At 74.1% G+C, this 24,116-nt stretch carries 6 protein-coding genes; all 6 read right to left on the reverse strand.

Annotated elements, in window-relative coordinates; genetic code table 11:
- Positions 1–54: 54 nt before the first annotated feature.
- Genes AB0C33_RS41025 through AB0C33_RS41050 form a run of 6 tightly spaced genes read right to left on the reverse strand, consistent with a single transcriptional unit; the run spans position 55 to position 24,113 of the window.
- On the reverse strand, positions 55–1,308 hold the full coding sequence (locus tag AB0C33_RS41025) for a beta-ketoacyl synthase N-terminal-like domain-containing protein (RefSeq protein WP_358298243.1): 1,254 nt from the start codon (positions 1,306–1,308) through the stop codon (positions 55–57).
- On the reverse strand, positions 1,305–1,544 hold the full coding sequence (locus AB0C33_RS41030) for a phosphopantetheine-binding protein (protein WP_358298245.1): 240 nt from the start codon (positions 1,542–1,544) through the stop codon (positions 1,305–1,307). Before AB0C33_RS41030 ends, AB0C33_RS41025 begins: the two co-directional genes overlap by 4 nt.
- On the reverse strand, positions 1,541–2,758 hold the full coding sequence (locus AB0C33_RS41035) for a hydroxymethylglutaryl-CoA synthase (RefSeq protein ID WP_358298247.1): 1,218 nt from the start codon (positions 2,756–2,758) through the stop codon (positions 1,541–1,543). The genes AB0C33_RS41030 and AB0C33_RS41035 overlap by 4 nt, the downstream gene beginning before the upstream one ends.
- A complete protein-coding gene (locus AB0C33_RS41040) occupies positions 2,755–2,991 on the reverse strand; it encodes a phosphopantetheine-binding protein (protein WP_352327369.1) in 237 nt (78 codons plus the stop codon). Before AB0C33_RS41040 ends, AB0C33_RS41035 begins: the two co-directional genes overlap by 4 nt.
- The gene (locus AB0C33_RS41045; protein ID WP_358298249.1) at positions 2,978–3,901 is read right to left on the reverse strand and encodes an LnmK family bifunctional acyltransferase/decarboxylase; all 924 of its coding nucleotides are present in this window, start codon (positions 3,899–3,901) and stop codon (positions 2,978–2,980) included. Before AB0C33_RS41045 ends, AB0C33_RS41040 begins: the two co-directional genes overlap by 14 nt.
- A complete protein-coding gene (locus tag AB0C33_RS41050) occupies positions 3,885–24,113 on the reverse strand; it encodes an SDR family NAD(P)-dependent oxidoreductase (protein WP_358298251.1) in 20,229 nt (6,742 codons plus the stop codon). The genes AB0C33_RS41045 and AB0C33_RS41050 overlap by 17 nt, the downstream gene beginning before the upstream one ends.
- Between the last annotated feature and the right edge of the window lie 3 nt (positions 24,114–24,116).

A 24,116-nucleotide genomic window follows, 5' to 3' on the forward strand; every position in this document is an offset into this window, starting at 1 on the left:
TTTTGCTCTCTTTTTCGCTACCCCTGACCCTCGGCGCTATGCGTCGGCCGTCGGTCAACGCTCGCGTCCGAGGACGATGCAGGTGTTGAAGCCGCCGAACCCGAAGCTGTTGGACAGCGCGTAACGGATGTCGGCGGCCCGCAGCCTGCCGGGTGCGAGCCGGCAGTCGCGGTTGATCGGATGGCGCAGGTTCAGGTTGGGATGGACGAAGCCGCGGCGCATCTGCACCACGGTCGCGATCGCCTCCACCACGCCGGCCGCGCACATGCAGTGGCCGACCAGCCCCTTGGTGGAGTTGACCCACGGCCGGCCGAAGCTGTCGCCCAGCGCCCTGCGCAGCGCGGCCAGCTCGGCCACGTCGCCGCTGGGCGTCGCCGTGGCGTGGGCGTTGACGTAGTCGATGTCGCGCGGCCCGACGCCCGCGTTGGCCATGGCGTTGACCATCACCTTGGCCTCGCCCTCCTCGCGTGGGTCGGGCAGGCTGTTGGCGTCCAGCTTCAGGTCGTAGCCGCACAGCTCGGCCAGCGCCGGCGCGCCGCGGGCGGCGGCCGAACGGGCGCTCTCCAGCACGACGCAGCCGGCGCCCTGACCGGGCACGAACCCCTCGTGCTCCTCGTCGAACGGCCGGCACCTGGCCTGCTGCGGCTCCTCGACGCCGGCGACCGCCCCGAGCGTGGCCAGGCCGCGCTTCTCCATCGGCGACAGGTCGGTCATGGCGCCCACCACCAGGCAGACGTCCACCGCCCCCGACTCCACCAGCCGGCTGCCGTTGATGATGCCGACGTTTCCGCTGGCCGAGGCGCCGCCCACGGTGTAGCCCTCGCCCCTGATGCCGAACACCTGGCTGAGCGTGCCCACCCGGTCGGTGTCCATGAAGTGCAGCGCGAACCTGGCCGGCAGGTGGGCGGGGTTGTCCTCGTACTTGGGGTGCAGGTCGTGGGCGTAGCCGGAGCTGAGGTTGTGCCCGGCCACGACCAGGCCCATCCGCTCGGGGTCGGCGCGCGCCTCGTGCAGCCCGGCCTGCTCGTACGCCTGCATGGCGGCGACCAGGTCCATCTGCAGCGGCTGCGGCGAGCGGTTGGCCGCCCGCAGCGCGTTGCGCACGATCTCCTCGGGCAGGCGGCGGCGGGCCGCCACCGCCTCCCGGAAGCGGAAGCCCTTGACCAGGGCGGCCAGGCGCGGCCCGCCGTCGCCGGGGTCGGGCACCGGCCCGATCCCGCACCGTCCGGCCCGCAACGCCCTGGTGAACGACGGGACGGTGGAGGCGATCGAGCAGACGATGCCCATGCCGGTGACGACGACCTTCATGAATGCCTCGCCAGCAGGTCCACCAGGGACCGGATGTCGTGCACCTCCTGGAACTCCGACACCGGCACGGTCAGCCCGAGGTCCTCCATGCTCATGGTGACCACGTCGGCCCGGTCGACGCTGTTCGCGCCCAGGTCGGTCAGGGTGCCCTCGGTCGTCACGTCGCCGGGCCGCAGGTCCGGCAGCACCCTCAGGACGTTCTGCTTGACGGTCTCGAAAATCTCCGCATTTGTCATGGTGCCAGCCATTCGTAGGTTCGGTGGTAGTCCTTCGTCCCGGTGTTCACCAGGAGGTCGCGGTCGAAGCGGGCGCGGGCGAGCAGGTGCTCGTACGCGCCCACGTCGACCTGTCTGTCCCGCTCCGGCACGAGGCAGGTCAGGGTCTCGGGCAGCAGCGCCGCGTACTCGTCGAAGCCGAGCTCGCAGCGGCCGTCCAGGTGCTCGCCGATCCGCATCGCGGCCAGCGTGCTCGCCGACTCCTCGTCGACCAGGCCGCTGAAGAACTCCGATGAGCAGCCCGAGCCGTAGGAGTAGAGGCCGACCCGGGCCGGGCCGTCCAGGGTGGCGTGGTCGATCAGGCTGGCCAGGGCCAGGTAGACCGAGCCGGAGCAGAGGTTGCCCACCCGTCTGGGGTAGGCGAGCGAGGGCAGCACCCGCCGCTCGAAGTCCTCCTCGACCGACGCCGTGCCGCCGCCCGACTCGCGCATCAGCTTGCGGTGCGCGGCCTTGACCATCCCGGCGAACGGGGTGTGCATGGCCAGATGGTCGAAGGTGGTGGCGAAGTCGGCGTCCTCGACCCTGGACCGGTAGCCGGCCAGGCAGCTCGTCAGGCAGTCGAGGTAGGCGAACAGCGAGCGGTCGGAGTCGGCGATGTCGAACGTCGGCCCCGGCCGGGCCGAGTCCATCGTCTCGTAGCTGTGGTTGCCGAACGCCCCCAGATCCAGGTCCAGGACGCGCGGCCGGTCGCTGATCAGCACGGCCGCCGCCCCTGCGCCCATGGCGGGCTCGGCGTAGGCGGCGCGCTCGTCCACCAGCGCCACGTCCGTCGCGATCACCAGCGCCTTCGCGCCGGGCGACACGCCCGAGGCGACGTACGCGGCGGCGAGCTGGACGGCCGCCGTGGCCGCGTAGCACGCCTGCTTGACCTCCACGACCCGGCAGCTCCTCGGCAGCCCCAGGTATTCGTGCACGTAGGAGGCCACCGACTTGCTGTAGTCGAGGCCGGACTCGGTGGAGGTGATCAGGATCTCGATCCGGTCGTCGCCGGCGATCGGCCGGGCGGCGTTGACGGCGTTGGTCACCGGGTCCTCGAAGGGCAGGCCGACCGAGCGGTTGCGCATCATCAGGTTGCCCAGGCGCTCGGCGTCGAGCCCGCGCCCCTCGAACAGCTCCGGCACCGGGATCTGGGCCAGGCCGCAGTAGACGTTGAGTGCCTCGATTCCGACGTTCACCTCACACGCTCCCACAGGAAGTCGACCAGGGCGTCGATGCTGGGCACGCCGCCGAAGGAGGACAGCGGCTCGCGCACGCCGAGCCGGTCGAGCACGGCCAGGATGATCTCGACCCGGTCCACGGAGTCCGCGCCCAGGTCCTTCAGGTGCGCCCGGCCGTCGATCTCGACGCCGGGCAGGATCTCGTCGATCGTCTTGTGCACGACGCCCTCGACGTGTTCACGCGTCGTCATCGGTGTCTCCCCTCCTGAGAACGCGCAGGGTGCTGACCGCGATCGTGCGGCCACGGTCCTCCATGACGAGGTTGACGATCTCCTCGTTCTCGTCCTGCGGCGCCGGCCAGCACTCCAGGCTCACCCGCAGCACCGAGTCGGCGTTCGCGTTGCCCAGGTAGCACAGCCGCTGGTCGAGCACGACCCGCCGGAGGAAGTCGGCGACGCCGATCCCCCGGCTGCGCCAGAAGCGCAGCAGCACCCAGTCGACGATCGCGAAGTAGGAGGCGAAGTAGAGCAGGCCCACGCCGTTGAGGTCCCTGGACGGCTCCACCGGGTAGTCGGCGGTGAACGTGACCGGGTCGTCCGGTTTGCGGGCCAGGAACGTGCCGGTGCTCCGCGCGTGGCCGTAGATCTTCCGCGGCGAGTACGCGCCGGGCAGCGTCGGCAGGTGCTCGTGCCTGAAGTCCACCGGCGACGACTTGACCAGCCGCTCGTTGCTGCCGGGCGCGCTGCGCGAGATCCAGCGGTTGAAGGTCTCGACGTAGATGCAGCCGGGGTCGTCGAAGGCGTAGAAGCGGTCGGGGTCGAGCTCGCCCGTCCGGCCGCCGCCGCGGCCGATCCGGTGCAGGGCCAGCACCGACTCGCTGCCGAAGCCGAACAGCCGGGAGGTGACCTCCAGCTCGTCGCCGAACGTCAGCGCGTTGACGTGCAGGTCGCGGCTGCCCCTGACGTGGAAGTAGTAGAACGACAGGTACGTCGGGTCGCCGGCGGCGTTGCGCGCGTCGAAGGCGTTCGTGCCGCACAGCGCGCTGACCGTGTCCCAGGTCCAGTCGCCGACCTCGCCCATGAACAGCGAGCTGGGCCCGCACATCCCTGGCTTGACCAGCTCGGTCCTGGTCACGGTGCTGTCGTCAATTCTGTTCATCATGGAACTCGCAGATCAGCCGGTTGACGTGGTCGGGGCTGGTGAGCTGCGGGAAGTGACCCGCGTCCGGGATCTCCTCGTACCGGGAGTCGGGGATCAGGGCGTGCAGCAGGTGCGCGGTCTTGGCCGGGATGACGGTGTCGTACCGGCCCTGGACGATCAGCGTGCGCGCCCGGATCTCCGGCAGCCGGTCGCCCAGGTCCGGGCGTTCGGCGAACACGTCCAGGTAGCGCAGGCCGACCTGCGGGGCCATGCTCTCGGCGCGCAGCAGCAGCCGCATCAGGGCGTCCCGCCGTTTGCGCAGCCGCTTGGACCCGCTGCCCTCGATGACCCGGTCGAAGTCCTGGGTGGCCACCACCTCCAGCTTGTCGATGTCGCCGACCCGGTTGCCGATGCGGCAGGAGCTGCCGATCAGGATCAGCGACTCGGTGTCGTCGGGATGGTCGAGCGCGTACGCCAGGGCGACCAGCCCGCCGAACGACGCCCCGGCCACGTGCGCCGGGCCGCCCGCCACGTCGTGGCAGAGCCGGGCCAGGCCGCTGAGCGACAGGTCGGCGGCGGCCGTGGTCGCGCCGACGCCCGGATGGTGCACGCTCGTCACCCGGTAGCGGTGGGCCAGGCCCTCGAACTGGCGGGCGTAGACGCCGGCGCCGATGTTGAAGGGGTGCATGAGCAGCAGGGCCGGTCCTGAGCCGGCGCTGAACAGCTCGACGTCGCCGTCCGCGGTGGTGACGATCTCGTGCTCGACGTCGGGGTGGTGTTCGCGGAGGATCGCCAGGTTGGGGTTGTCGGGGTTGCTCCGGGTCTCGTTCTTCCGGCCTTCGGGACGGGCGGATTGCGGGGCGTCGGCCTTGCGGCGGGCGGATCGCGAGGCGTCGGCGCCGAGGAGGGCGCCTAGGCGGGCGGCGGCGTCCTTGGCCTCCTCGACGCTCAGGCCGACCGGCACCGCCAGGCGCACCACGCCCTCGCGGCCGAAGTGCGGCGCGCCCCTGATGCCCGTCTCGCGGAAGATGCGCACGTGGTCGGCGTCCTTCAGCAGCACGCAGTGACCGCCGGGCGGGCCCTCCAGCGCGACGCCCGCCTCCGACAGGCCCTGCCGGAGCGCCGCCACCGCGTCCGCTCGGGCGCGGACCTGATCGGCCACCGTCTCGCGGTCCTCCAGGGCGGCCGCCATGATCCGGCGGTTGGCCAGGCCGACGTCGCTGCCCCACGTCTCCAGCCGCTCGGCGACCCGCTCGCGCAGGGCGTCGTCGCGGGTGGCGAGCAGGCCGCCGAACGGCACCCCGAAGTCCTTGGACAGGCTGATCGTGGCGCTGTCGGCCAGTTCGAGCAGCTCGCCGACGACCTCCCACACGTCCCGGCCGTCCGCGACCGCCACCGCGTTGTCCACCACGCGGGCGCCGTCGATCACCAGCGGAACGCCGTGCCGGGCCGCGGCCTCCTTGACCGCGCGCAGGCTCGCCAGCGGGGTCGGCGCGCCGCCGGCCGCGTTGTTGGCCACCTCCACGCAGACGAACGACACCGGCTCGTCCCCGGCCAGCTCCGCCTCCAGCGCCTCGACGTCGATCTCCGGGCCGCCGGGCAGCTCGACCGGCTTGAAGCCGTTGTCGGCCAGGCTCAGGAACCACGTGGGGAACAGGCCGTTGTGCAGCACCCGACCGCGCCGGCCCGGCCACGACCGGCACAACAGCGCCTCGGCCGCCCGGCCGGAGCCCGTCGGGACGACGAAGGGGAACGGCAGGCCGTCGATCTCGGTGTCCGGGCGGGCGGCCGACTGTTCCGTCAGGCGCCGCAGCCGCTCGGCGATCCAGGGGGCGTCCAGCTCGGCCCAGGAGTCGGTGATCAGGTCGGTGGTGACGTGGTGGGCGGGGACGCGGGCCGGCTCGCCGCCGTACCGGTTCAGCAGTCCGGCCATGTCCGGCATGTCCGCTGTCGGCTTGGCTTCGGGCTTGGCTTCGGGCTTGGCTTCGGGCTTGGCTTCGGGCTTGGCTTCGGGCTTGGCTTCCGCCGGCTCCTCGGTGGTGGCGGGGCGCAGGTCCGGGTCGGCGATCATGAGGATGATCTCCGAGACCGGCGTGCGGTCCTCCCCCTCCGGCTGGCACAGGTAGATGGGCACGTTCACCGGCCGGAACTTGTTCTTGAACTGGAAGTTCCCCTCGCCGAAGATGCCCGCGGAACGCAGCTCGTCCAGCGCCTGGCGCACGTCCGGGGCGGCGTTGGCCGACTCCTCCGTCTCCACGCCGAAGCTGGCGCCGAAGCTGAACATCGTGCAGCCCTCCTCCACGAGCCGCTCGATGATCTGCACGATCGCGAACTCCAGCCCGCCGAGTGGCATGTCCTTGGGGTAGAACTCGACGTCCAGCAGGTAGCCGTTCTCCGACGGGATCTTCGTGATGACGACGGCGTTGGCCACCTCGTCGTCCAGGTAGGTGACGAAGACGCGGTGCCTGCCGTCCAGGCGGCCCTCCTCGATCTCCCGCCGGACGACCGACACGTACGGGTTGACCATCTGCTTGCGGCCGGCCCAGTCGTCCACCAGCCCGGCCAGCCTGCGGTCCATCTCGGGGTCCTCGCCCGAGCGGTACTCGGCCGTCCGGCACTCGCCCGCCTTGCAGAAGCGCCGCACCATGTAGCGCAGGCGTTCCATCCGGCCGCCCTTCAGCGTGAAGGAGCCCAGGTCGTCGAGCCGCTGCACGGCCCCGAACGGCGTCGCGCTGTACGGCTCCCCGGCCACCTCGCGCACCGGGAGGAGAGACAGGAAGTTGGGCCGCAGGCCGCGCGCCCGCGCGTAGGCGGTGTACTCCTCGACCAGCTCCTGGAAGTACTCCTCGGAGCCGGCGTAGCTCCAGGCCAGCAGGTTGCCGCCGTTCTCGGAGACGTGCAGGTAGCCCTTGCGCGCCGAGCCGATGAAGGCCAGCGGCGCGATGTCGCGTCCGGCCAGGCCGCCCTCCTTGGCGTGGCGGCGGTCGATGCCTGCGACCAGGTCCCGCAGGTCCGGGTGCCGGTGCAGGTCCCGCTTCAGCAGCACGGCCGGCTCGCCGTCGCGCGTCCTCGTCTCGAACGGGGCCGGCCCGTCCGGCTGCTCCGGGGGCTGTACGGACTCTGTGCCGCGCTCGTCGCGCAGGTGGGCGGCCAGGTCGGCGGGCGTGGGGTGGTCGAACAGGAGGGTCTTGCGCAGCGCGCCGACCTGCTTCTCCAGGACGCTCACCACGCGCAGCATCTCGAAGGAGGTCAGGCCGTTGTCGGCGAAGCTGCGGGCGGGGTCGAGCGGACGCTCGATGATCGCGCCGACCAGGTCCGCGAGCTGGTCCTCCAGGGTGCCTGCCTTCCCTCGCGCCTGCTGCGGGGCCTTGGCTCGCGCTGGGCCGGGCTCCTGCGCCTGCTCGGGCGTACGGGTGCGCTTCGGGGCCGGTTCCGCGGCCTTTTGCGCTGGTTTCGGGGCGGGTTTCGGTTGCGGTTTTTGGGTGGGGGCGGAGTCGGTGATGGCTGATTCGACGGCGCGGGCGAGCCGGTCCACCGTGTCGTACTCGTACAGCTCGGCTGCCTGGAGGTCGAGGGAGAAGGCGGTGTTGATCGCCTTGACCAGTTCCATCCGGAAGATGGAGTCGAGTCCCAGCTCCTCGAAGGGGGTGTCCACGTCCACGCCGGCGGGGTCGGCGTCCAGGATCGTGGAGAGCCGTTCGCGCAGCATCTCCTCCACCCCGGCGGGCCCGCCGGCGCTTCCGGCGGGCGCGACCGGCGTCTCGTCCAGTCGCGCGGCCTCCGCCCGCTCGGCGGCGGGGGCCGGAGCGGGGGCGTCCGGCGTCCGGCCACCCTTGGCGGCGCGCAGGCGGACCTTCCCGTCGCTGGTCCGCCGCACGACCGCGCCGTCCGAAGACGCGGCGGACGGCACGGCGGCCGGGGCGGCGGCGCGGGACGGCTCGGGTGCGGTGAACCAGTGCTCGACGCGGGCGAAAGGCGGGCCGGGCAGCGAGACCCGCACCGGGCGCGGCCCCTGCCACAACCCCTGCCAGTCCACCTCGCTGCCGGAGACCCACGCCTCGGCGAGGTCCTCCGGCCCGGTGCCCCACGGCGCCGGGGCGTCCCTGCGGGCGGTGCCCCTGTGCACGCCCGCCGGTTCGCCGCTCAGCGCCCGTACCGCCTGCTCGCGATCGCTGACCACCACGGCGAGCCGTTCGGACAGGTGGCGGCGTCCGTTCTGGAGGGTCCAGGCGATGCGGTCGAGCCCGATCTCCGGATGTTCCCGGATGTACCGGGCGACGTTCCGCGCGTACTCCTCCAGGGCCTCCCGGCGGGCCGCCGACAGCACCAGCACCCGCGGCTCCCCCGTCTTCTCCGGCGGGACCTGCTGCCGGTACGCCTCCAGCACCACGTGCGCGTTCGTCCCGCCGAAGCCGAACGAGCTGACCCCCGCCACCCGGTCCGGCCCGTCCCACGGCGTGAGCCGCGTGTTGATGGTGAACGGGCTGCCCTCCAGCCGCACGTACGGGTTGGGGCGCTCGTAGTGGATCGTCGGCGGCAGCGCCCCGTGACGCATGCAGAGCAGCACCTTGAGCAGCCCGGCGATGCCGGCCGCCGCCTCCAGGTGGCCGATGTTGGTCTTCACGGTGGCGAGCGCGACGTGCGGGACGTCCGGCGCGGGCCGCCCCCGGTCGGCGTACAGCCGGGCGAACGCCTTCTTCATGCCCTCGATCTCGATCGGGTCGCCGAGCCTGGTGCCGGTGCCGTGCGCCTCGATGTAGGTGACGCGGGCGGGATCGACGTCCGCCTTGCGGTAGGCGTCGACCAGCACGCGCGCCTGCGCCTCGGGGTTGGGCGCGGTGAGCGAGCTGGCCCGGCCGCCGTGGTTGACCGCGCTGCCCCTGATCACGGCGAGGATCTGGTCGCCGTCCGCCAGCGCCGTCCGCAGCGGCTTGAGCAGGACGGCTCCGCAGCCCTCGCCCCGGCCGTAGCCGTCGGCGCGCTCGTCGAACGTCTTGCAGACGCCGTCCTCGCTGATCATCCCGGACTTGGCGAAGGCGATGTAGAGCCCCGGGCTGAGCGTCAGGTTGACGCCGCCGGCGATGGCCGCGTCGCACTCGCCGTCCTCGATGGCGCGTACCGCGTGGTGCAGGGCGACGAGGGAGCTGGAGCAGGCGGTGTCGACCGCCTCGCTCGGGCCGCGCAGGTCCAGCAGGTGGGAGACGCGGTTGGCCAGGATGCAGTCGGCCACGCCGCTGGCCGTGTGGGCCTCGACCGGCACGCCGTGCTCGCGCAGCAGGTCGTCGTAGTCGCACGCGGACACGCCCGCGAACAGGCCCGTCCTGGTGCCGGCCAGGTCGGCGGGGCGGTAACCGGCGTCCTCGACGGCCCGCCAGACGGTCTGCAGGAACAGCCGCTGCTGCGGGTCCATCATCGCCGCCTCCTTGGGCGAGATGCCGAACAGCGCGGCGTCGAAGGAGCGCACGTCGTCGAGGAAGCCGGCGCGGACGTTCGCCGTCTCGGGGTTCTCACGCAGCTCGCGCCGGTCCTCGGGGACCGGGCGGGTCAGGTCGCGGCCCTCGGTCAGGTGGCGCCAGAAGTCGTCCAGGTCGGCGGAGCCGGGCAGCATGCCCGCCATGCCGACGATCGCGATGCCACCCGTCGCGGGCTTTTCCGTCGCGCTCCCAGCCGTCGTGCCGGTCGCTGTACCGGTTTCTGTACCGGTTTCTGTGCCGGTTTCTGTGCCGGTCCCTGTGGTCGGTGGGTTGTCAGGGGTGGTCGGGGAGGTCCCGGCGCCGGGCCGTGGGGGCGAGGTCACGGTCTCCGGCGCCGGGCCTGGCTCGGCGTCCTCCTGCCCCCCGGCGGGGGCGGCGAGAGGTTCTGCGACGGGGGCGGATGGGGTGGCGGGGGCCGGTGGGGTGGTGGCGGGGGCGGGTGGGGTGTGGGCGGCGGCGATCTCGGCCGGGTGCTCGGCGAGCAGATGGTCGCAGAAGGTGGTCAGGTCGGTGGCCTCGAAGAGCACGGTCGGCAGCAGGTCCAGCTTGTACCGCTCGTTGACCTGGTCCACCAGCTCGGCCATGGAGATCGAGTCGAACCCCATGTCCATCAGCTCGGCGTCGAGGTCCACGTGCTCCTCGCCCACCAGCAGGAATCCGGCCGCCGCGCGACGCAGCTCCGCCCGGACCGCCTCGATCAGATGGTCGTCGGACCCGGTCGTCTCCGTCGCGGACATGGGCTCACTCATCTCCATAACCTCGGATTCGGGGTTCGCGGGCGGCTGGGGCCGTTCGGGGACGGGCTCGGCGGGGCCTTCGACCACGGCGAAGCTCGTCTCGGCTCCGGCCAGCCCCCGGGCGAAGGCGGCCAGCCCGGCGGCGGTGGTCATCGGGACGCTGCCCCAGCGGCGTTCGAACAGCCGGCGGGTGGCGTCGTCCACCTTCATGCCGCCCTCCTCCCACAGCGGCCAGCCGACGGCGAGCGTCCTGCCGTGCCCGAGCCGCGCGCGCCGCTCGGCGAAGTGGTTGAGGAAGGCGTTGGCGTAGGCGTAGTCGATCTGCCCGATGTTGCCGGTCTCGGCGGCCACCGACGAGAACAGCGCCAGGAAGTCCAGCGGCTGGCCGCGCAGGGCCTCGTCCAGCAGGACGGTGCCCAGGATCTTGGGCTCCAGCACGGCCCGCGTGTCCTCGGGACGTTTGCGCACGGCCCGCGCGTCCCGGTGGATCCCGGCGGCGTGGATGACGCCGTGGAAGGGGCCGTACCGGTCGCGCAGGTCGCGCAGGTCGGCGGCCGAGCACACGTCGGCGCGCACGTAGACGGCGGGCAGCCCGGCGATCCGGCGCTCGATGTCGTCGCCGGGCTCGGAGCGTCCGGTCAGGACCAGCTTCGCCGCCCCGCGCCCGGCGAGGAAGCGGGCGAACGCCAGCCCGATGGCCCCGGCGCCGCCGGTGATCAGGTACGTGCCGTCCGGCCGGACGTCCAGCCCGGGCGGCGGCGGCTCATACGGCTCCATGCCCTTCACCAGGCGGACGCCGTCGCGGTAGGCGACCTCGGAGACCCGCTGCTCGGGAGCGGTTCCGGCGGCGGGCGCCCGCAGCTCGGCCGCGACCTGCGCCGGGGTGGCGCCGGTGACGCACACGCCGCTGAACGCCGTGTGCTCCAGGGCCAGCGTCCTCAGTGCGGCGGCCAGGGCGGTGTGGTGCGGCTCGCCGGTCGCGGCGGACACCACCACCCTGAGCGGGCCCCCGTCGCGCAGGACGGCGGTGGCCGTGCGCAGCAGGGCGTCGAAGGCGGCGGTCCCGGGGAACGGGTCCGAGGGGGCGATCACGATGGCGTCGGGCGTCCGGTCCAGGTCGCCGAGCTGCCGGGCGGCCTGTTCGGAGGGATCGTCCGGTGGGAAGGCGTCGCCGGGGCGGAGTTGGGCGCCGCCGAGCGCTTCGGCCAGCCGGTCGTCGTCGGTGATCACCAGGAGGGCTTCCGGTTCCCCGGGTCCTTCGGGGAGTGCGGCGGGTGTCCAGCGGGGCCGCAGGTAGGTGCAACGCCCGTCGGCGGCCTCCCCCGATTTCTGATCGGACGCCGGCCCGGCGGCGAGCTCGGAGCCCGTCCGAGCGGCGGCCGCGTCGGCGGGCGTCGGCTGAGGGGCCGGAGGTCGGGGCATGGGGCTGGGTCGGTCGGCGGGCTTGCCGGCGGGGTCACCGGCGATCTGGTCGGTGGAGTGGGTGGTGGGGGCGGTGGGGAGCCAGTAGGGGCGGCGGTCGAAGGGGTAGGGCGGGAGGGTCACGCGGCGCGGGTGGGGGGTGGGCCAGTTGGCGGCCCAGTCCACCCGGGCCCCCGCGACCCATCCGGCCCCGAGCCCCTCCGCGCCATCCTCCGGCGGAGCCTGGCCGGCGCCTGGCTCCGCCGTCCCCACGAGGACGCCTTCGGCCTCGCCGTCGCCCGCGAACGAGCGCAGCCGGGCGGCCAGCTCGTCCAGGCCGGCTGCCCGGACGGCGAGCCGTTCGGGCAGCTCGGCGCGGCCCACCTGGGTGGTGTAGGCGAGCTCCGCCAGCCCCGCCCGCCCGCTCGCCGCGACGTCGGCGACCTGGCCCGCCATGGCGCGGAGCTGGTCGCGGGTACGCGCCGAGAGCAGGATCACCTGCTCCCCCGCGTCGGCGGGCTCCGGCGGCGTCCCGGCGGTGGGCACGTACTCCTCCAGGACGACGTGCACGTTGGCCCCGCCGGCGCCGAACGAGCTGACCCCGGCCCGGCGCGGGAACGTCTCGCCGTCCAGGAAGGGCCGCTGCCAGTCGGTCAGCCGGTCCGGCGGCCGGAAGGGGGACGCGGTGAAGTCGATCTTGGAGTTGGGCGTCTCCAGGTTCGCGCAGGGAGCCACCTGGCCGTGCTGGAACTGCAGCAGCACCTTGGTCAGCCCGGCGATGCCCGCCGCCCCCTCCAGGTGCCCGATGTTGGCCTTGACGGAGCCGACCATCCGGTCCACGCGGTCCCCGTCCGCGAAGCCCTGGGAGGCGAAGGCCCGGGTCAGGCTGGCGATCTCGATGGGGTCGCCGAGCGCGGTGCCGGTGCCGTGGGCCTCGACGTAGGAGATGGTCCGCGGGTCCAGCCCGGCCCGCCGGACCGCCTCGGAGACCAGGTCGGCCTGGGCGCTCGGATTGGGCACGGTGTACCCGGCGGTCTTCCCGCCGGCGTTGGCGAAGGCGCCCTTGATGACGCCGTAGATCCGGTCGCCGTCCCGCTCGGCGTCGGCCAGGGGCTTGAGCAGCACCGCCCCGACGCCCTCCCCCGGGACGAACCCGTCCGCCGCCTCGTCGAACACCTTGCAGGCGCCGTCGGCGGCGAGCATGTTCAGCGAGCAGAGCGCCACGAAGTGGGCGGGGTGCAGGATCAGGTTCACGCCGCCCGCGATGGCCTGCGCGCACTCGCCGCGCCGCAGGCTCTCGCAGGCGAGCTGGACCGCGGTCAGCGACGACGAGCAGGCCGAGTCGACGGCGAGGCTCGGCCCGCGCAGGTCGAAGAAGTACGACACCCGGTTGGCGATCGACCAGTACGCCGAGTGCGCCCCCGCGAACCTGCCCTCCGGCCAGCCCTCGGCCGCAGCCATGCGCCCGTAGGAGCCGTACATGGTGCCGACGAAGACGCCGGTGCTCGGCTGCCTGGTGTGCTCGCTCAGGTAGCCGGCGTCTTCGAGCAGGGTCCAGGCGGTCTCCAGGAACAGGCGTTCCTGCGGGTCGGTGATCTCGGCGTCGCGCGGCAGGATGCCGAAGAACGGCGCGTCGAACTGCTCCACGCCCTCGATGAAGCCGCCCCACTTGCTGTAGGTGCGCTGCTTGCGTCCGCGTTTGGGGTCGTAGAGGGCGTCCAGGTCGAAGCGGTCCGCCTCGGTGATGCAGTTCGCGCCCTTCGCCAGGTTGCTCCAGAAGGCGTCCAGGTCGGGGGAGGCCGGGTAGCGGCCGGTCACCGCGACCACGGCGATGTCGAGGGCCTGCGCGGCGGGCTCGCGGCGCGGCGCGGGCCGCGCCGGCTCCTCCGGCGCGGGTTCCTGGCCGAGGGCCGCGCGCAGGCGCTCGCCGTGCTCGTTCTCCAGGTACGCGGCCAGCTCCTCGATCGTCAGGTTCTCGAACAGCAGGGTGGACGGCAGCGGCCCCAGGTCCTGCTCGAACCGGTGGATGACGTTCTGGCTCACCAGCGAGTCGATGCCGAACGTCTCGAAGGTGGCGCGCTCGTCCAGATCGGTGCTCCCGTACTTGAGCACCTCGGCGAACACCCGCTTGACGTAGCCACGGGCGCCGGTGCCGGGAGCTGTGGCGGCCGCCGTCTCGCCCACCAGGACGCACTGGTCGAGCTCCGCGACGGGCGTGCCGGGGATGCCCAGGGTGCGGGCGGGGGTGAGACCGGCGTCCCGGAACGCCCGCTGCCATTGCGGCGCGCCGAGCAGCGGGCTGTGCGGCAGGCGCAGCTCCTCGTCGGTGAAGCGCCACCAGCCCGGGGTCAGCCCGAACGTGAGGGTCAGGAAGTCGGCCGCCCTGGTCACCTCGTTGACCAGCAGCCGTCCGCCGGGACGCAGCAGCGCGGCGGCGTTGCGCAGCGTCCGGCTGACGTCGGCGGTGGCGTGCAGGACGTTCGTGGCCAGCACGACGTCGTAGGTCCCGGGTTCGAAGCCCTGCTCGGCCGGGTCGCGTTCCACGTCGAAGAGGGCGAGCACGAGGTCCGGGCGGCGCGCGCCGAACTCCCGCTCGCCGTGGCGCAGGAACCCGGGCGAGACGTCGGTGTAGGTGTACTCGACGTCCTGGCCTTCGAGGGCGTCCAGCACGAAGCCGGTGCTCGCGCCCGTGCCGGCGCCGATCTCCAGGACGCGGCGGGGGCCGCCGCGGGCGACCTCCCCGGCCAGCAGCCGGTTGAAGTGGTCCGAGACCGCCTGCCCCTTGTAGACCTGCTCGACCAGGCTCATCGAGCCGCCGGGGAACAGCACCTCCATGGGGTCGCGCTCGCCCGCCAGCACGCCGGGCAGCGCCTCGACGCAGGCGGTCAGCAGCTTGACGTGCGGCTCCAGGTCGGGGAAGCGGGCCAGCACGTCCGCCGGCGACGTCTGCGGCGCGGGCCCGTCCAGCAGGTCGAGCACGGCGGCGCGCAGCCGTCCGCGGTCCGCGCGCACGTTCTCGACGGCCCTCACCCGGTCGGCCGACCGGTGCAGCAGCCCGCGGGCCAGGTCGTCCAGAGCGGCGAACGCCGTCCGCGCCCGTTCCAGCTCACCGGGCTCGCCGGTCCGGCCGGGCTCGGCGGCGGCGTCCGGGGTGCGGACGCCGATGTGGGCCAGTCCCTTCGGCTCCGCCTTGACGACGAGCGCCTGCCGCGCGCCCGAGCCCAGGACGGATGCCAGCGCCGCCATGCCCTCCTCCGGCTCGATCGAGCCGATGCCCAGCTCGGCGAACCGGCCGTCGTAGCCGCCGCCGGAGACCGCGCCGACGCTGCCCCAGTAACCCCAGTTGATCACGCTGACCGGCCGGTCGGGCAGGCTCAGCGCGTAGGCGTCCTCGAACGTGCTGGCGGCCGCGTAGTTCGCCTGGCCGCCCACCTCGACGAACGAGGCCGCCGAGGAGAAGTAGGCCAGGAAGTCGAGCGACAGGCCGGCCAGCGCCTCGGCGAAGACGGCGGCGCCGGCCACCTTGGGCGCGAGCACCTGGGCGAACGCGTCGTCGTCCATGTTGGCGAGCGTCATGTCGCGCAGCACCAGAGCGGCGTGGAAGGCGCCGTGGAGCTCGCCGAACCGCTGCCGCGCCGCCTCGACGGCCCTGCCGAACGCGGCCCGGTCGGCCACGTCGGCCCGCAGGTACACGGCCTGGCCGCCGAGCGACTCGATCTCGGCCAGCTGCTCGCGGATCTCGTGGCTGATCTCGCGCCGCCCGACCAGGGCCAGCCGCGCCCCTGCGGTGGCGGCCAGGTGCCTGCTCAGGGTGCGTCCGAGGCCGCCGGTCCCGCCCACGATCAGGTAGGCCCCGCCGTCCCGGTACGGGCTGCGTCCGGCGGTCAGGGGCAGGGGTTCCAGGGTGCGGAGGTGGCGGTGGCCGTCGCGGAGGGCGACCAGCTCGTCGGCGCAGCTCTCGGCGCGTACCAGGCGGGCGAGGTCGGCGGGTGGCTGCGGCGCGGCGCCGACGTCGATGACGGCGACGGTCCAGTGCGGGTGCTCGGCGGCCACCGCCCTGGTAAGTCCGATCACACCGGCCGCGTGCGGGACGATCTCCTCGTCCCCGACCCGCACGGCTCCGGCGACGACCACCTTCACCGTGGGCCGCCGGCCGCCGCGCCCCTGCTCGGAAAGCCGCTTGACCAGGCGGAACACGTCATGCGTGGTGGGGTCGCCGGCGGGCGGGCCGTTCCGGTCGGGCAGGGCGAGGACGTACACGGTGTCGTACCGTTCCTCCGGCGTTGCGGGCGAGGCGAGCGGGGCCAGGCGGCCGTCCTCGTGGGTGTCCAGGAGGGCGCGGGCCAGCGGCTCGGCGGCGGGGGTGTGCAGCACGAGCGCCCTGCCGCCGCCCGCACCGGACCCAGTGGCGGGCTCGGTCCGGCGCCAGACGGGGGCGAAGATCATGCCGTCCGCCGGGCGGGCCGGCCGGGTCCGCAGGACGACCCCCCGGAACTCGGCCCTGACCCGCCCTGCGGAGTCGGCGAGGCGGACCGTGTACCCGTCCCGGCCCTCGTCGGTCACGTGGGCGTGGGCGGGGCCGGTGATCGGGCCGTCCAGCTCGGCCGACTCCACGCTGAACGGCATCGCCGGCTCACCGTCTTCGGGACGCAGCGCCGCGACGGTCTGGAGCGCGCCGTCCAGCAGCGCCTCCCAGCGCGCGCCGTCGCGCAGGACGCCGAGCGCCTCGCCGTCGCCGACGCGGACCTCGCGCAGCACCCGGAACCCGGGCCCGTAGTGCAGCCCGGCGCGGTCGAAGGCGCGGTAGAGCTCATCGGCCGGACGGCTGTCCGCGCACCGGGCCTCAACCTGGGCGACGTCCAGCCGCCCGAGTGCGCCGTCGCCGGTCCGCAGGGTGCCGCGGGCGTGCCCGTCCAGCTCGAAGCCGCCGTCGTCGCGCACGACCACGTCCAGGGCGCGGGCCTCGCGCACCTCGAACGGGCGCAGCCACCGTACCCGCTCGAAGCGCACCGGACCGGACAGCCCGCCGCGCTCGGCGGCGATCGTCAGGAAGGCCACGCCGGGCAGCACGGGGGTGCCGCCGATCCGGTGGTCGGCGACCAGCCGGTCGTCGGGGCGGATCCACGTCCCGGGGCCGGGCCCGGCGGGGTGGTCGTCGCCGCCGATCCAGTGGCGCCGGTCGTCCGCGAACGGGTATCCCGGCAGCGGCACCCGCCGCCCGCCCGCCGTCAGGTCGTCCCAGGGGAGGTCGTCGCCGCCGGTGTACCGCTCGGCGAGGCGTCCCGCCTCACCGCGTGCCGGGCGGGCGCCGTCGCGCAGCTGGCCGCGCAGGTCGGCGAGGTCCCCGGCCACGTACGCGCACCGGGCCCCGGCCAGGTGCGACCTGCCCACGGCGAGCGTGCGGGCGACGTCGCGCACGTCGAGCTCCGGGTGGGCGTCGAGGTGGCCGGCCAGGCCGGTGCGCAGCCGGGCCAGGGCCTGCTCGTCCGAGGCCGACAGGGGGACGACGACGTCCTCGCGGCCGCCGGCCCGCGGTTCGCGGGAGGGCGGCTCGGCGACCACGACGTGGCAGTTCGTCCCGCTGAAGCCGAAGCTGCTCACCGCCGCGACCCGCTCGCCGGAGCGGCCGGGCGTCCAGGGCGACAGCTCCGTGACCACTTCGAGCGCGCCGTCCGCGAAGTCGATCTTCGGGTTGGCCCGGACGAACCCCGGCGACGGCGGCAACTGCCGATGCCGCAACGCCAGCAGGGTCTTGAGCAGCCCGCCGATCCCCGCCGCCATGGTGGTGTGGCCGACGTTCGCCTTGAGCGAGCCGATGCGGCACGGGCGCTCGCGGTCCGCGCCGAACACCTTCGCCAGCGCCTTGACCTCGATCGGGTCGCCCAGCTCGGTCCCGGTGCCGTGCGTCTCGACGTAGTCCACCGCGCCGGGACGGATCCCGGCCCGCCGGTGCACCTCGGTCAGCAGTTCCGCCTGGGAGGAGGCGCTGGGCGCGGTGATGCCGTTGCTCGCGCCGTCGCCGTTGACGCCGCTGGCCCGGATCACACCGTGGACGTGGTCGCCGTCCGCCAGCGCCCGGTCCAGCCGCTTCAGCACGACCACGCCGACGCCCTCGCCCAGCACGATGCCGTCGGCCGACTCGTCGAAGGGCGCGCAGGTGCCGGTGGGCGAGAGCATCCCGGCCTTGCTGCACCAGATGTGCATCCTCGGGGTGTTCATCACCGCCACCCCACCCGCGACCGCCGCCTCGCACTCGCCGCGCCGGATGCTCTCGCAGGCCAGGTGCACGGCCACCAGCGAGGACGAGCACGCGGTGTCCACGGCCATGGTCGGCCCGCCGAAGTCCAGCAGGTACGCGATCCGCGCGGGCAGCACCGAGGAGGCGTTGCCGAGGAAGGCGTGCCCGGTGTCGTCGTGTCCGGCCGCCGCCAGCAGTCCGGCGTAGTCGCCCGCGCCGCAGCCGACGAAGCACCCCCACGGCCGGCGACCGGACCTGGCGGCGTAGCCGGCGTCCTCCAGGGCGTGCCACGCCTCCTGGAGGAACAGCCGCTGCTGCGGGTCCATCGTCTCGGCCTCCAGGGGCGAGATGTTGAAGAAGGCCGCGTCGAAGGCGTCGACATCGGTGAGCATGGCGGCCCACTTGCTGTACGTCCGGCCCGGCGCCATGCGGTCGGCGTCGTACACCCGCGAGACGTCGAACCGCTCGGGGGGCACCTCGCGGATGCTGCACCGGCCGTCCGCCAGGTTCCGCCAGAACGTCCGGAGGTCGGGCGCGTCCGGGAACCGCCCGGCCATGCCGATGACCGCGATGTCCCCCTCCCGGACAGGCGTCTTCTCTCGTGCGGGGGTGGGCTCCTCACGGGCGGGGGGCTCTTCGGTGGGCCTCACCGCCTCCAGGGTGACCGTGCCGGTGTTAGCGGGAGGCTCGGCGGTCGTGGTGTCCGGTTCGGCGCGGTCGCCGTCGAGCGAGGGCAGCCGGACCTGGCCCGCCCGCTCCTCCGGATCGCCCGGTTCGGGCTTCTCGTCCCGCTCGGCGGGGGTGGGTTGTTCGGGCACGAAGGGCCGCTCCTCCGGGACCGGCTGCTCGGGGGCGGGACGCGGCGGAGGCACGGTCAGCCCGTCGGCGGCCACGGCCTCCCGTACGGCGTCCACCAGAGCGGGGACGGTCGGGTGGTCGTAGACGGCGACGGAGTCCAGGTCGAGCCCGAAGCTCCGGTTCAGGTCCCGGACGATCTCCACGGCCCCGATCGAGTCCAGCCCCATCTCGCTGAAGCTCAGTGAGTCGTCCACCTCGTGGGCCTGGAGGTAGAGGTGGCTCATGAGCGTGCCCTCGATGACCCGCCGCACCTCCCCCGGCTCAGGCCCGCCCCCCGCAGAACCCCCGGCCTTCGGTGACGCGCTTCTGCCCGTGTCCGCCTTCGGGGCGTCGCCTCTGAAGGTGTCCACCTTGGCGAAGTAGTCGTCGACGCGGGCCAGCGACTCCTCCCCCAGCACGCGCTCGTGCATCCCCGACTCCCCCGCGATGACGCCGGCCAGCCGGTCGAGCACCCGTCCGGCCAGCTCGGACTTGAGCGCCCGCAGGGCGGGCAGCGGCAGCGCGGCGATCGAGCGGGCGTGCCTGAGCGCCGCCTTCAGCACGGCGCCCTGCGGCAGGACGGTCACCCCGGCCCCCCGCCGGGCCAGCTCCTCACCCGTCACGGACCGGCCGGTGTAGAGCATCTCGTGCGCCGCCGACCGGCCGAGCCGCTCCTCCAGGATGTACGTCGCGCCCATCCCGGGCGTGAAGCCGAACTTCATGAAGTTGGCGCTGTAGACCCCCTCGGCCGCCATGATGACGAGGTCGGCGAAGAGCCCGAAGGCCAGCCCGCCGCCCGACGCGTGCCCCTGGACGGCGGCGACGACCGGCCGGTCGCACCGCAGCAGCCCCTCGTACAGGAAGGGCACGTCCGTGAAACGTCCCTCGCCGCCCGCGAGGGTGCGCAGGGCCTCCGGGGTGGCGCCCATGCTGAAGACGTTGCCGCTGCCGGTGAGCACGACCGCCTTGACGTCCTCGCGCCCGGCGATCTCGGCGAACGCGGCCTGGAGGTCGTCGATCAGCTCCCTGGTGAACATGGACGCCCCGGACCCCATCACCACCAGCGCCACCCCGTCGGGCAGCACCTCGAACCGCAGCCCTTCCCCGTCCGGCACGAGCTCCACGGCCTGCTCCTCCGCCGTCTCCACGGCCGGCGGCTCGATGGGTGACTCGGCAGGCTGCTCGGAGGTCGCGGTGGCGCGCTGCCAGCGGCCGAGCCAGCAGCTCTCCTCCTGGAACGGGTAGACCGGCAGCGACACCAGCCGTCCGCCGTCGTGGCACTCGCGCCACGGCACCTCGGCTCCTCCGACCCAGGCGGCCGCCACCTCTTCCAGCCGTCCGGCCCGGAACAGCCGGACGCAGTCCGCCGCCGACGGCGTCCCGTCCTCGCCGCCGGAGCCGGTGAAGACGCCGGGGCCGGGGTTCGCGCCCGCCGCGTACGCCTCCAGCCCGTCCCGCAGCTCGGCCACGTCGCGCACGACGAGCGCCAGCCGCTCCGCCATGCCGGTCCGTCCGACCTGCGAGGTGTAGGCGAGGTCGGCCAGAGCCGTGCCGGGCCCGGCCAGGTCGGCGACGGTGTCGTCCAGCGAGAGGCCCTGTCCGAGCTGGATCAGCGCGGCCGGGTCGAGGCCGAGGTCGCCCAGCGAGTCGGCCGGGTCGAGCTGGTCGGCGGGGATGCCGAGCAGCGCGGCCACCCGTTCGACGGCGCCCCGGGAGCTTGAGAGGGAGCCGTCCGCCGTGGCCGTCTCCGCCAGGAAGCGGGTCCAGGCGCGGGCGTAGTCGCGCAGCGCCTCGGGCGTACGGGCGGAGAGCACGACCAGGCAGGGACCGTCCGCGCCCGGCCCGGGAGCGGGCTCCGGCGCCTCCTCGACCAGGACGTGCGCGTTCGTGCCGCCCGCGCCGAACGCGCTGACCCCGGCCCGCCGGGGTGTGCCGTCCGCGCGGGGCCAGGGTTCGAGCGCGCGCTGCACGTGGAAGGGCGTGGCGGCGAAGTCGATCTTCGGGTTGAGCTCGTCGGCGTGCAGGGACGGCGCCAGTTGCCCGTGCTGGAGCTGGAGCAGCACCTTGGTCAGCCCGGCGATCCCGGCCGCGCCCTCCAGGTGGCCGATGTTGGACTTGACCGAGCCGATCGCGCAGTCCGCGCCCTCCGGCAGGGCCTGGCGCATGCCCTCGACCTCGATCGGGTCGCCGAGCGAGGTGCCGGTGCCGTGCGCCTCGATGTAGCCGATGCTCGCCGGGTCCCAGCCGGACCTGCGGATCGCCGTGCCGATGAGCTGGGCCTGCGAGCGCGGGCTCGGGACCGTGGCGCCGCTGGTCCGGCCGGTGTGGTTGACGGCGGTGGCGGCGATGACGCCGTAGACGTGGTCGCCGTCCGCCAGGGCCCGCGAGAGCGGCCTGAGCAGGACGGCCCCGACGCCCTCGCCGGGCACGTACCCGCTGCCGCCGGCGCCGAAGGCGCGGCACCGGCCGTCCTCCGACAACCAGTGTCCCTGGGCGAGTTGCAGGTACTTCTGCGGGTGGACGGTCGCGTTCACGCCGCCGGCCAGGGCGAGGTCGCACTCGCCGCGCCGCAGGCTCTCGACGGCCAGGTGCACGGCGGTCAGCGAGGAGGAGCAGGCGGTGTCCAGCGCGATGCTCGGGCCGTGCAGGTCGAGGGTGTAGGAGACGCGGTTGGCGATGGAGGCGTGCATGGCCGTGGGGGCGACGCCGCCCTCCCCGCCCTCGACGAGCTGGTAGTGGTTCCACATCACGCCCGCGAACACGCCGACGTTGTGCGCCGACAGCGACTCCGGCGGGTGGCCGGCGTCCTCCAGCGCGTGCCAGCAGGTCTGGAGGAACAGCCGTTCCTGCGGGTCCATGCGTTCGGCGTCGCGGCGGGAGATGCCGAAGAAGGCGGGGTCGAAGCGGTCGACGCCGTCGAGGAAGCCGCCCCACTTGCCGTACGTCCTGCCACGGGCGCCCTTCTCGGGGTCGTAGATCTCGTCGTGGTTCCAGCGGTCGTCCGGGATCTCCTCGACGCAGTCGCGTCCCTCGGCCAGGTTGCGCCAGAAGGCGCGCAGGTCGGGGGCCTGCGGGTACCGTCCGGCCAGCCCGACGACCGCGATGGGCTCCTCGCCGCGCAGCTCGCCGGGCTCGCCGCCGCCCGCCGCCCGCGCCTCCGCGCGGGGCGTGGCGGCCGCGGGCCGGGAGGCCGGGCGGGGCGAGGGTTGCGGCGGGGCGGGCGGCAGCAGCGTGGGGACGCGGTCCGCGTCGCCGTGGAGCACCGTCACGACGTCCTCGCTGCCGCTCAGGGCGCGGTCGAACACGTCGAGGGCGGCCTCGGTGGGCAGCGGGACCATCCCGGTGGCCGTGCGGGCGCGCTCGACCGTCTCCGGCCCGACCCGCATCCCGCCCTCGGCCCAGTACGGCCACGCGATCGCCAGGGTCCGGCCCGGCCGGTCCCGCCGCGCCGCCCGCCGCCGGGCGAACTCCTCCAGGTACGCGTTCGCGAAGGCGTAGTCGGCCTGCCCCGGGTTGGCCAGCGACGCCGACACCGACGAGAACACCACGAAGCAGTCCAGATCGTCGTCCCTGGTCGCGGCGTCCAGGTGGCGCACGCTCAGGGCCTTGGCCGCCACCACGGCCTCGATGTCGGCGGCCCGTTTGCCCGGGTAGAGCCCGTCGCGGTTGACGCCCGCGCAGTGGACGACGCCGTCGATGCGGCCGTGGCGCGCCCGGACCGTGGCGAGGGCGCGCTCGACCTGGTCCGGGTCGGTCAGGTCGGCGGAGATCTCCGCGTTCCTGCTGACGGGCACGGCGGTGGCCTGGTGGCGGCGTTCCAGGTGCTCGGCGAGGAGGCGGCCGATGCCGCCCGTCCCGCCGGCGATCACGTACACGCCGCCCTTCCTGATCGGGACGCGCCCGCCGGGCTCGGGCTGCTCGGGCTGCTCGGGCTGCTCGGGCTGCTCCATCGGGAGCCAGCGGCGCACCAGGCGTTCGCCGCGCTCGTAGCGGATCTCGGGCTCGGCGGAGGCGTCCCGCAGCACGTCGGCGGAGGAGGCAGGGGCGTCGGCGGGGGCGGGGGCGTCGGAGGAGGCGGGGGCGGGGGCAGGGTCCAGGCGGATGCTGCGGCAGCGGATCAGCGGGGTCTCGGCGGTGATCGTCCTGGCCAGCGCGCCGACGGCCTCGTGGGCGGGGTCGTCGCCGGTGTGGGCGTAGGTCAGGGTGACCGGCCGCTCCGGCTTCGCGGCGAGGACGGCCTTCGCGGTCTCCCAGACGGCCAGGCACGGGTCGGCGGGCTCCCCCGGCGTGGCCCGGATCACCAGGTGCCGGGAACCGTCGTACCGGGCGCCGGGGGTGATCTCGCGGTACTCGCCGGGGTCGTCGCCGTCCTCGGGTTGCGGCACCCACACGTCGCGGAAGCAGCGCGTCTCGCCCGGCTCGGGCTCCGGCTCCCCCGGGGTGAGGTCGTAGGCGGAGGAGAGGTGGGCGGCGAGACTGTCGATGTCGCCGTACTCGAACAGCAGGGTCGGGTAGAGCCGCCGCCCGACGATCTTCTCCAGCCGTTCGCTGATGTCCACGAGCGTGACCGAGTCCAGGCCGAGGTCGTAGAAGCCGGTCCCGGTGGGCACCTCGCCGGGCGGGCGGCCGAGCGGCCCGGCGACGAGCTCGCGCAGGCGGCCGACCAGGTCGCCGGAGCCGTTGTGGCCGGTGGCGGACGGCTGCTCCGGGCGGGCCGGGTCGTCGAGCAGCCGCTCGATCAGCCGCGGCGACCTGATGCGCTTGCACGACAGCCCGCCGAACCCCGCGACGAAGCGCCCCCGCTCGTCGTAGAGGCCGAAGTCGTTGGTGATCACGTCGCCGGACGGCGCGATGCTCTCCGGGCGCGGCGCGTACACGTGGAAGGCTGCGCCAAGCCGCCGGGGCGCGCGGAACTCGGCGATGTAGACCGGGATGAACGGCTCCCGCCCCGACGCCTGGGTCTGGCCCAGCCCGGCCAGGGTGGCCGCGTCCAGCCGGGCGGGGTGCAGGTGGAAGCCCTCGTGGCCGGGGGTGGGCGCGTCCTGCCGCAGCTCCGCGAGCAGGTAGCCGTCGCCGTGGTGCAGCCGTCCCGCGCATTTCATCGGGGCGCCGTGGCTGATGTCCTCGGCCCTGGCGCGGGCGTACAGGTCCTCCATGTCGCCGTGCCGCCGGGCGCCGCGACGGAGGGCGTCCAGGTCGATCGGGCCGGGCTCGGGGCCGGTCGGCGTGCCCACCTTGCCGGTGAAGTTCCGCCGCCAGCCGGACAGCGGCGTCCCGTCCCTGCTCCAGCGGCTCTCCGCCCGCACGTCGGCGCCGTCGACGGTGACGCGGATCTCCCGGTCGGCCTCCGGCTTGGTGACGATCGCCTCGGTGAACAGCACCTCGCGCAGGACGATCTCCCCGGCGTCGCGCCCGGTCGCCATCAGCGTGCGGAACACCAGATCGAGGAACGTCACCCCGGGCATGACGGACACGTCGTGCACCCGGTGGTTCCGCATGATGAAGTCGGTGTGCTTCAGCGTGGTGTGACACTCGATCGCGGGCATGGA

Origin of the sequence: Nonomuraea sp. NPDC048881, from assembly GCF_040649795.1 — a bacterium.
In the GTDB taxonomy this organism is placed as follows: domain Bacteria; phylum Actinomycetota; class Actinomycetes; order Streptosporangiales; family Streptosporangiaceae; genus Nonomuraea.

Bases quoted from the DNA above. Each gene is read 5' to 3' on its own strand.
- AB0C33_RS41030 (WP_358298245.1), bottom strand. From the start codon at position 1,544: ATGACAAATGCGGAGATTTTCGAGACCGTCAAGCAGAACGTCCTGAGG.
- AB0C33_RS41040 (WP_352327369.1), bottom strand. From the start codon at position 2,991: ATGACGACGCGTGAACACGTCGAGGGCGTCGTGCACAAGACGATCGAC.
- AB0C33_RS41025 (WP_358298243.1), bottom strand. From the start codon at position 1,308: ATGAAGGTCGTCGTCACCGGCATGGGCATCGTCTGCTCGATCGCCTCC.
- AB0C33_RS41050 (WP_358298251.1), bottom strand. From the start codon at position 24,113: ATGCCCGCGATCGAGTGTCACACCACGCTGAAGCACACCGACTTCATC.
- AB0C33_RS41045 (WP_358298249.1), bottom strand. From the start codon at position 3,901: ATGATGAACAGAATTGACGACAGCACCGTGACCAGGACCGAGCTGGTC.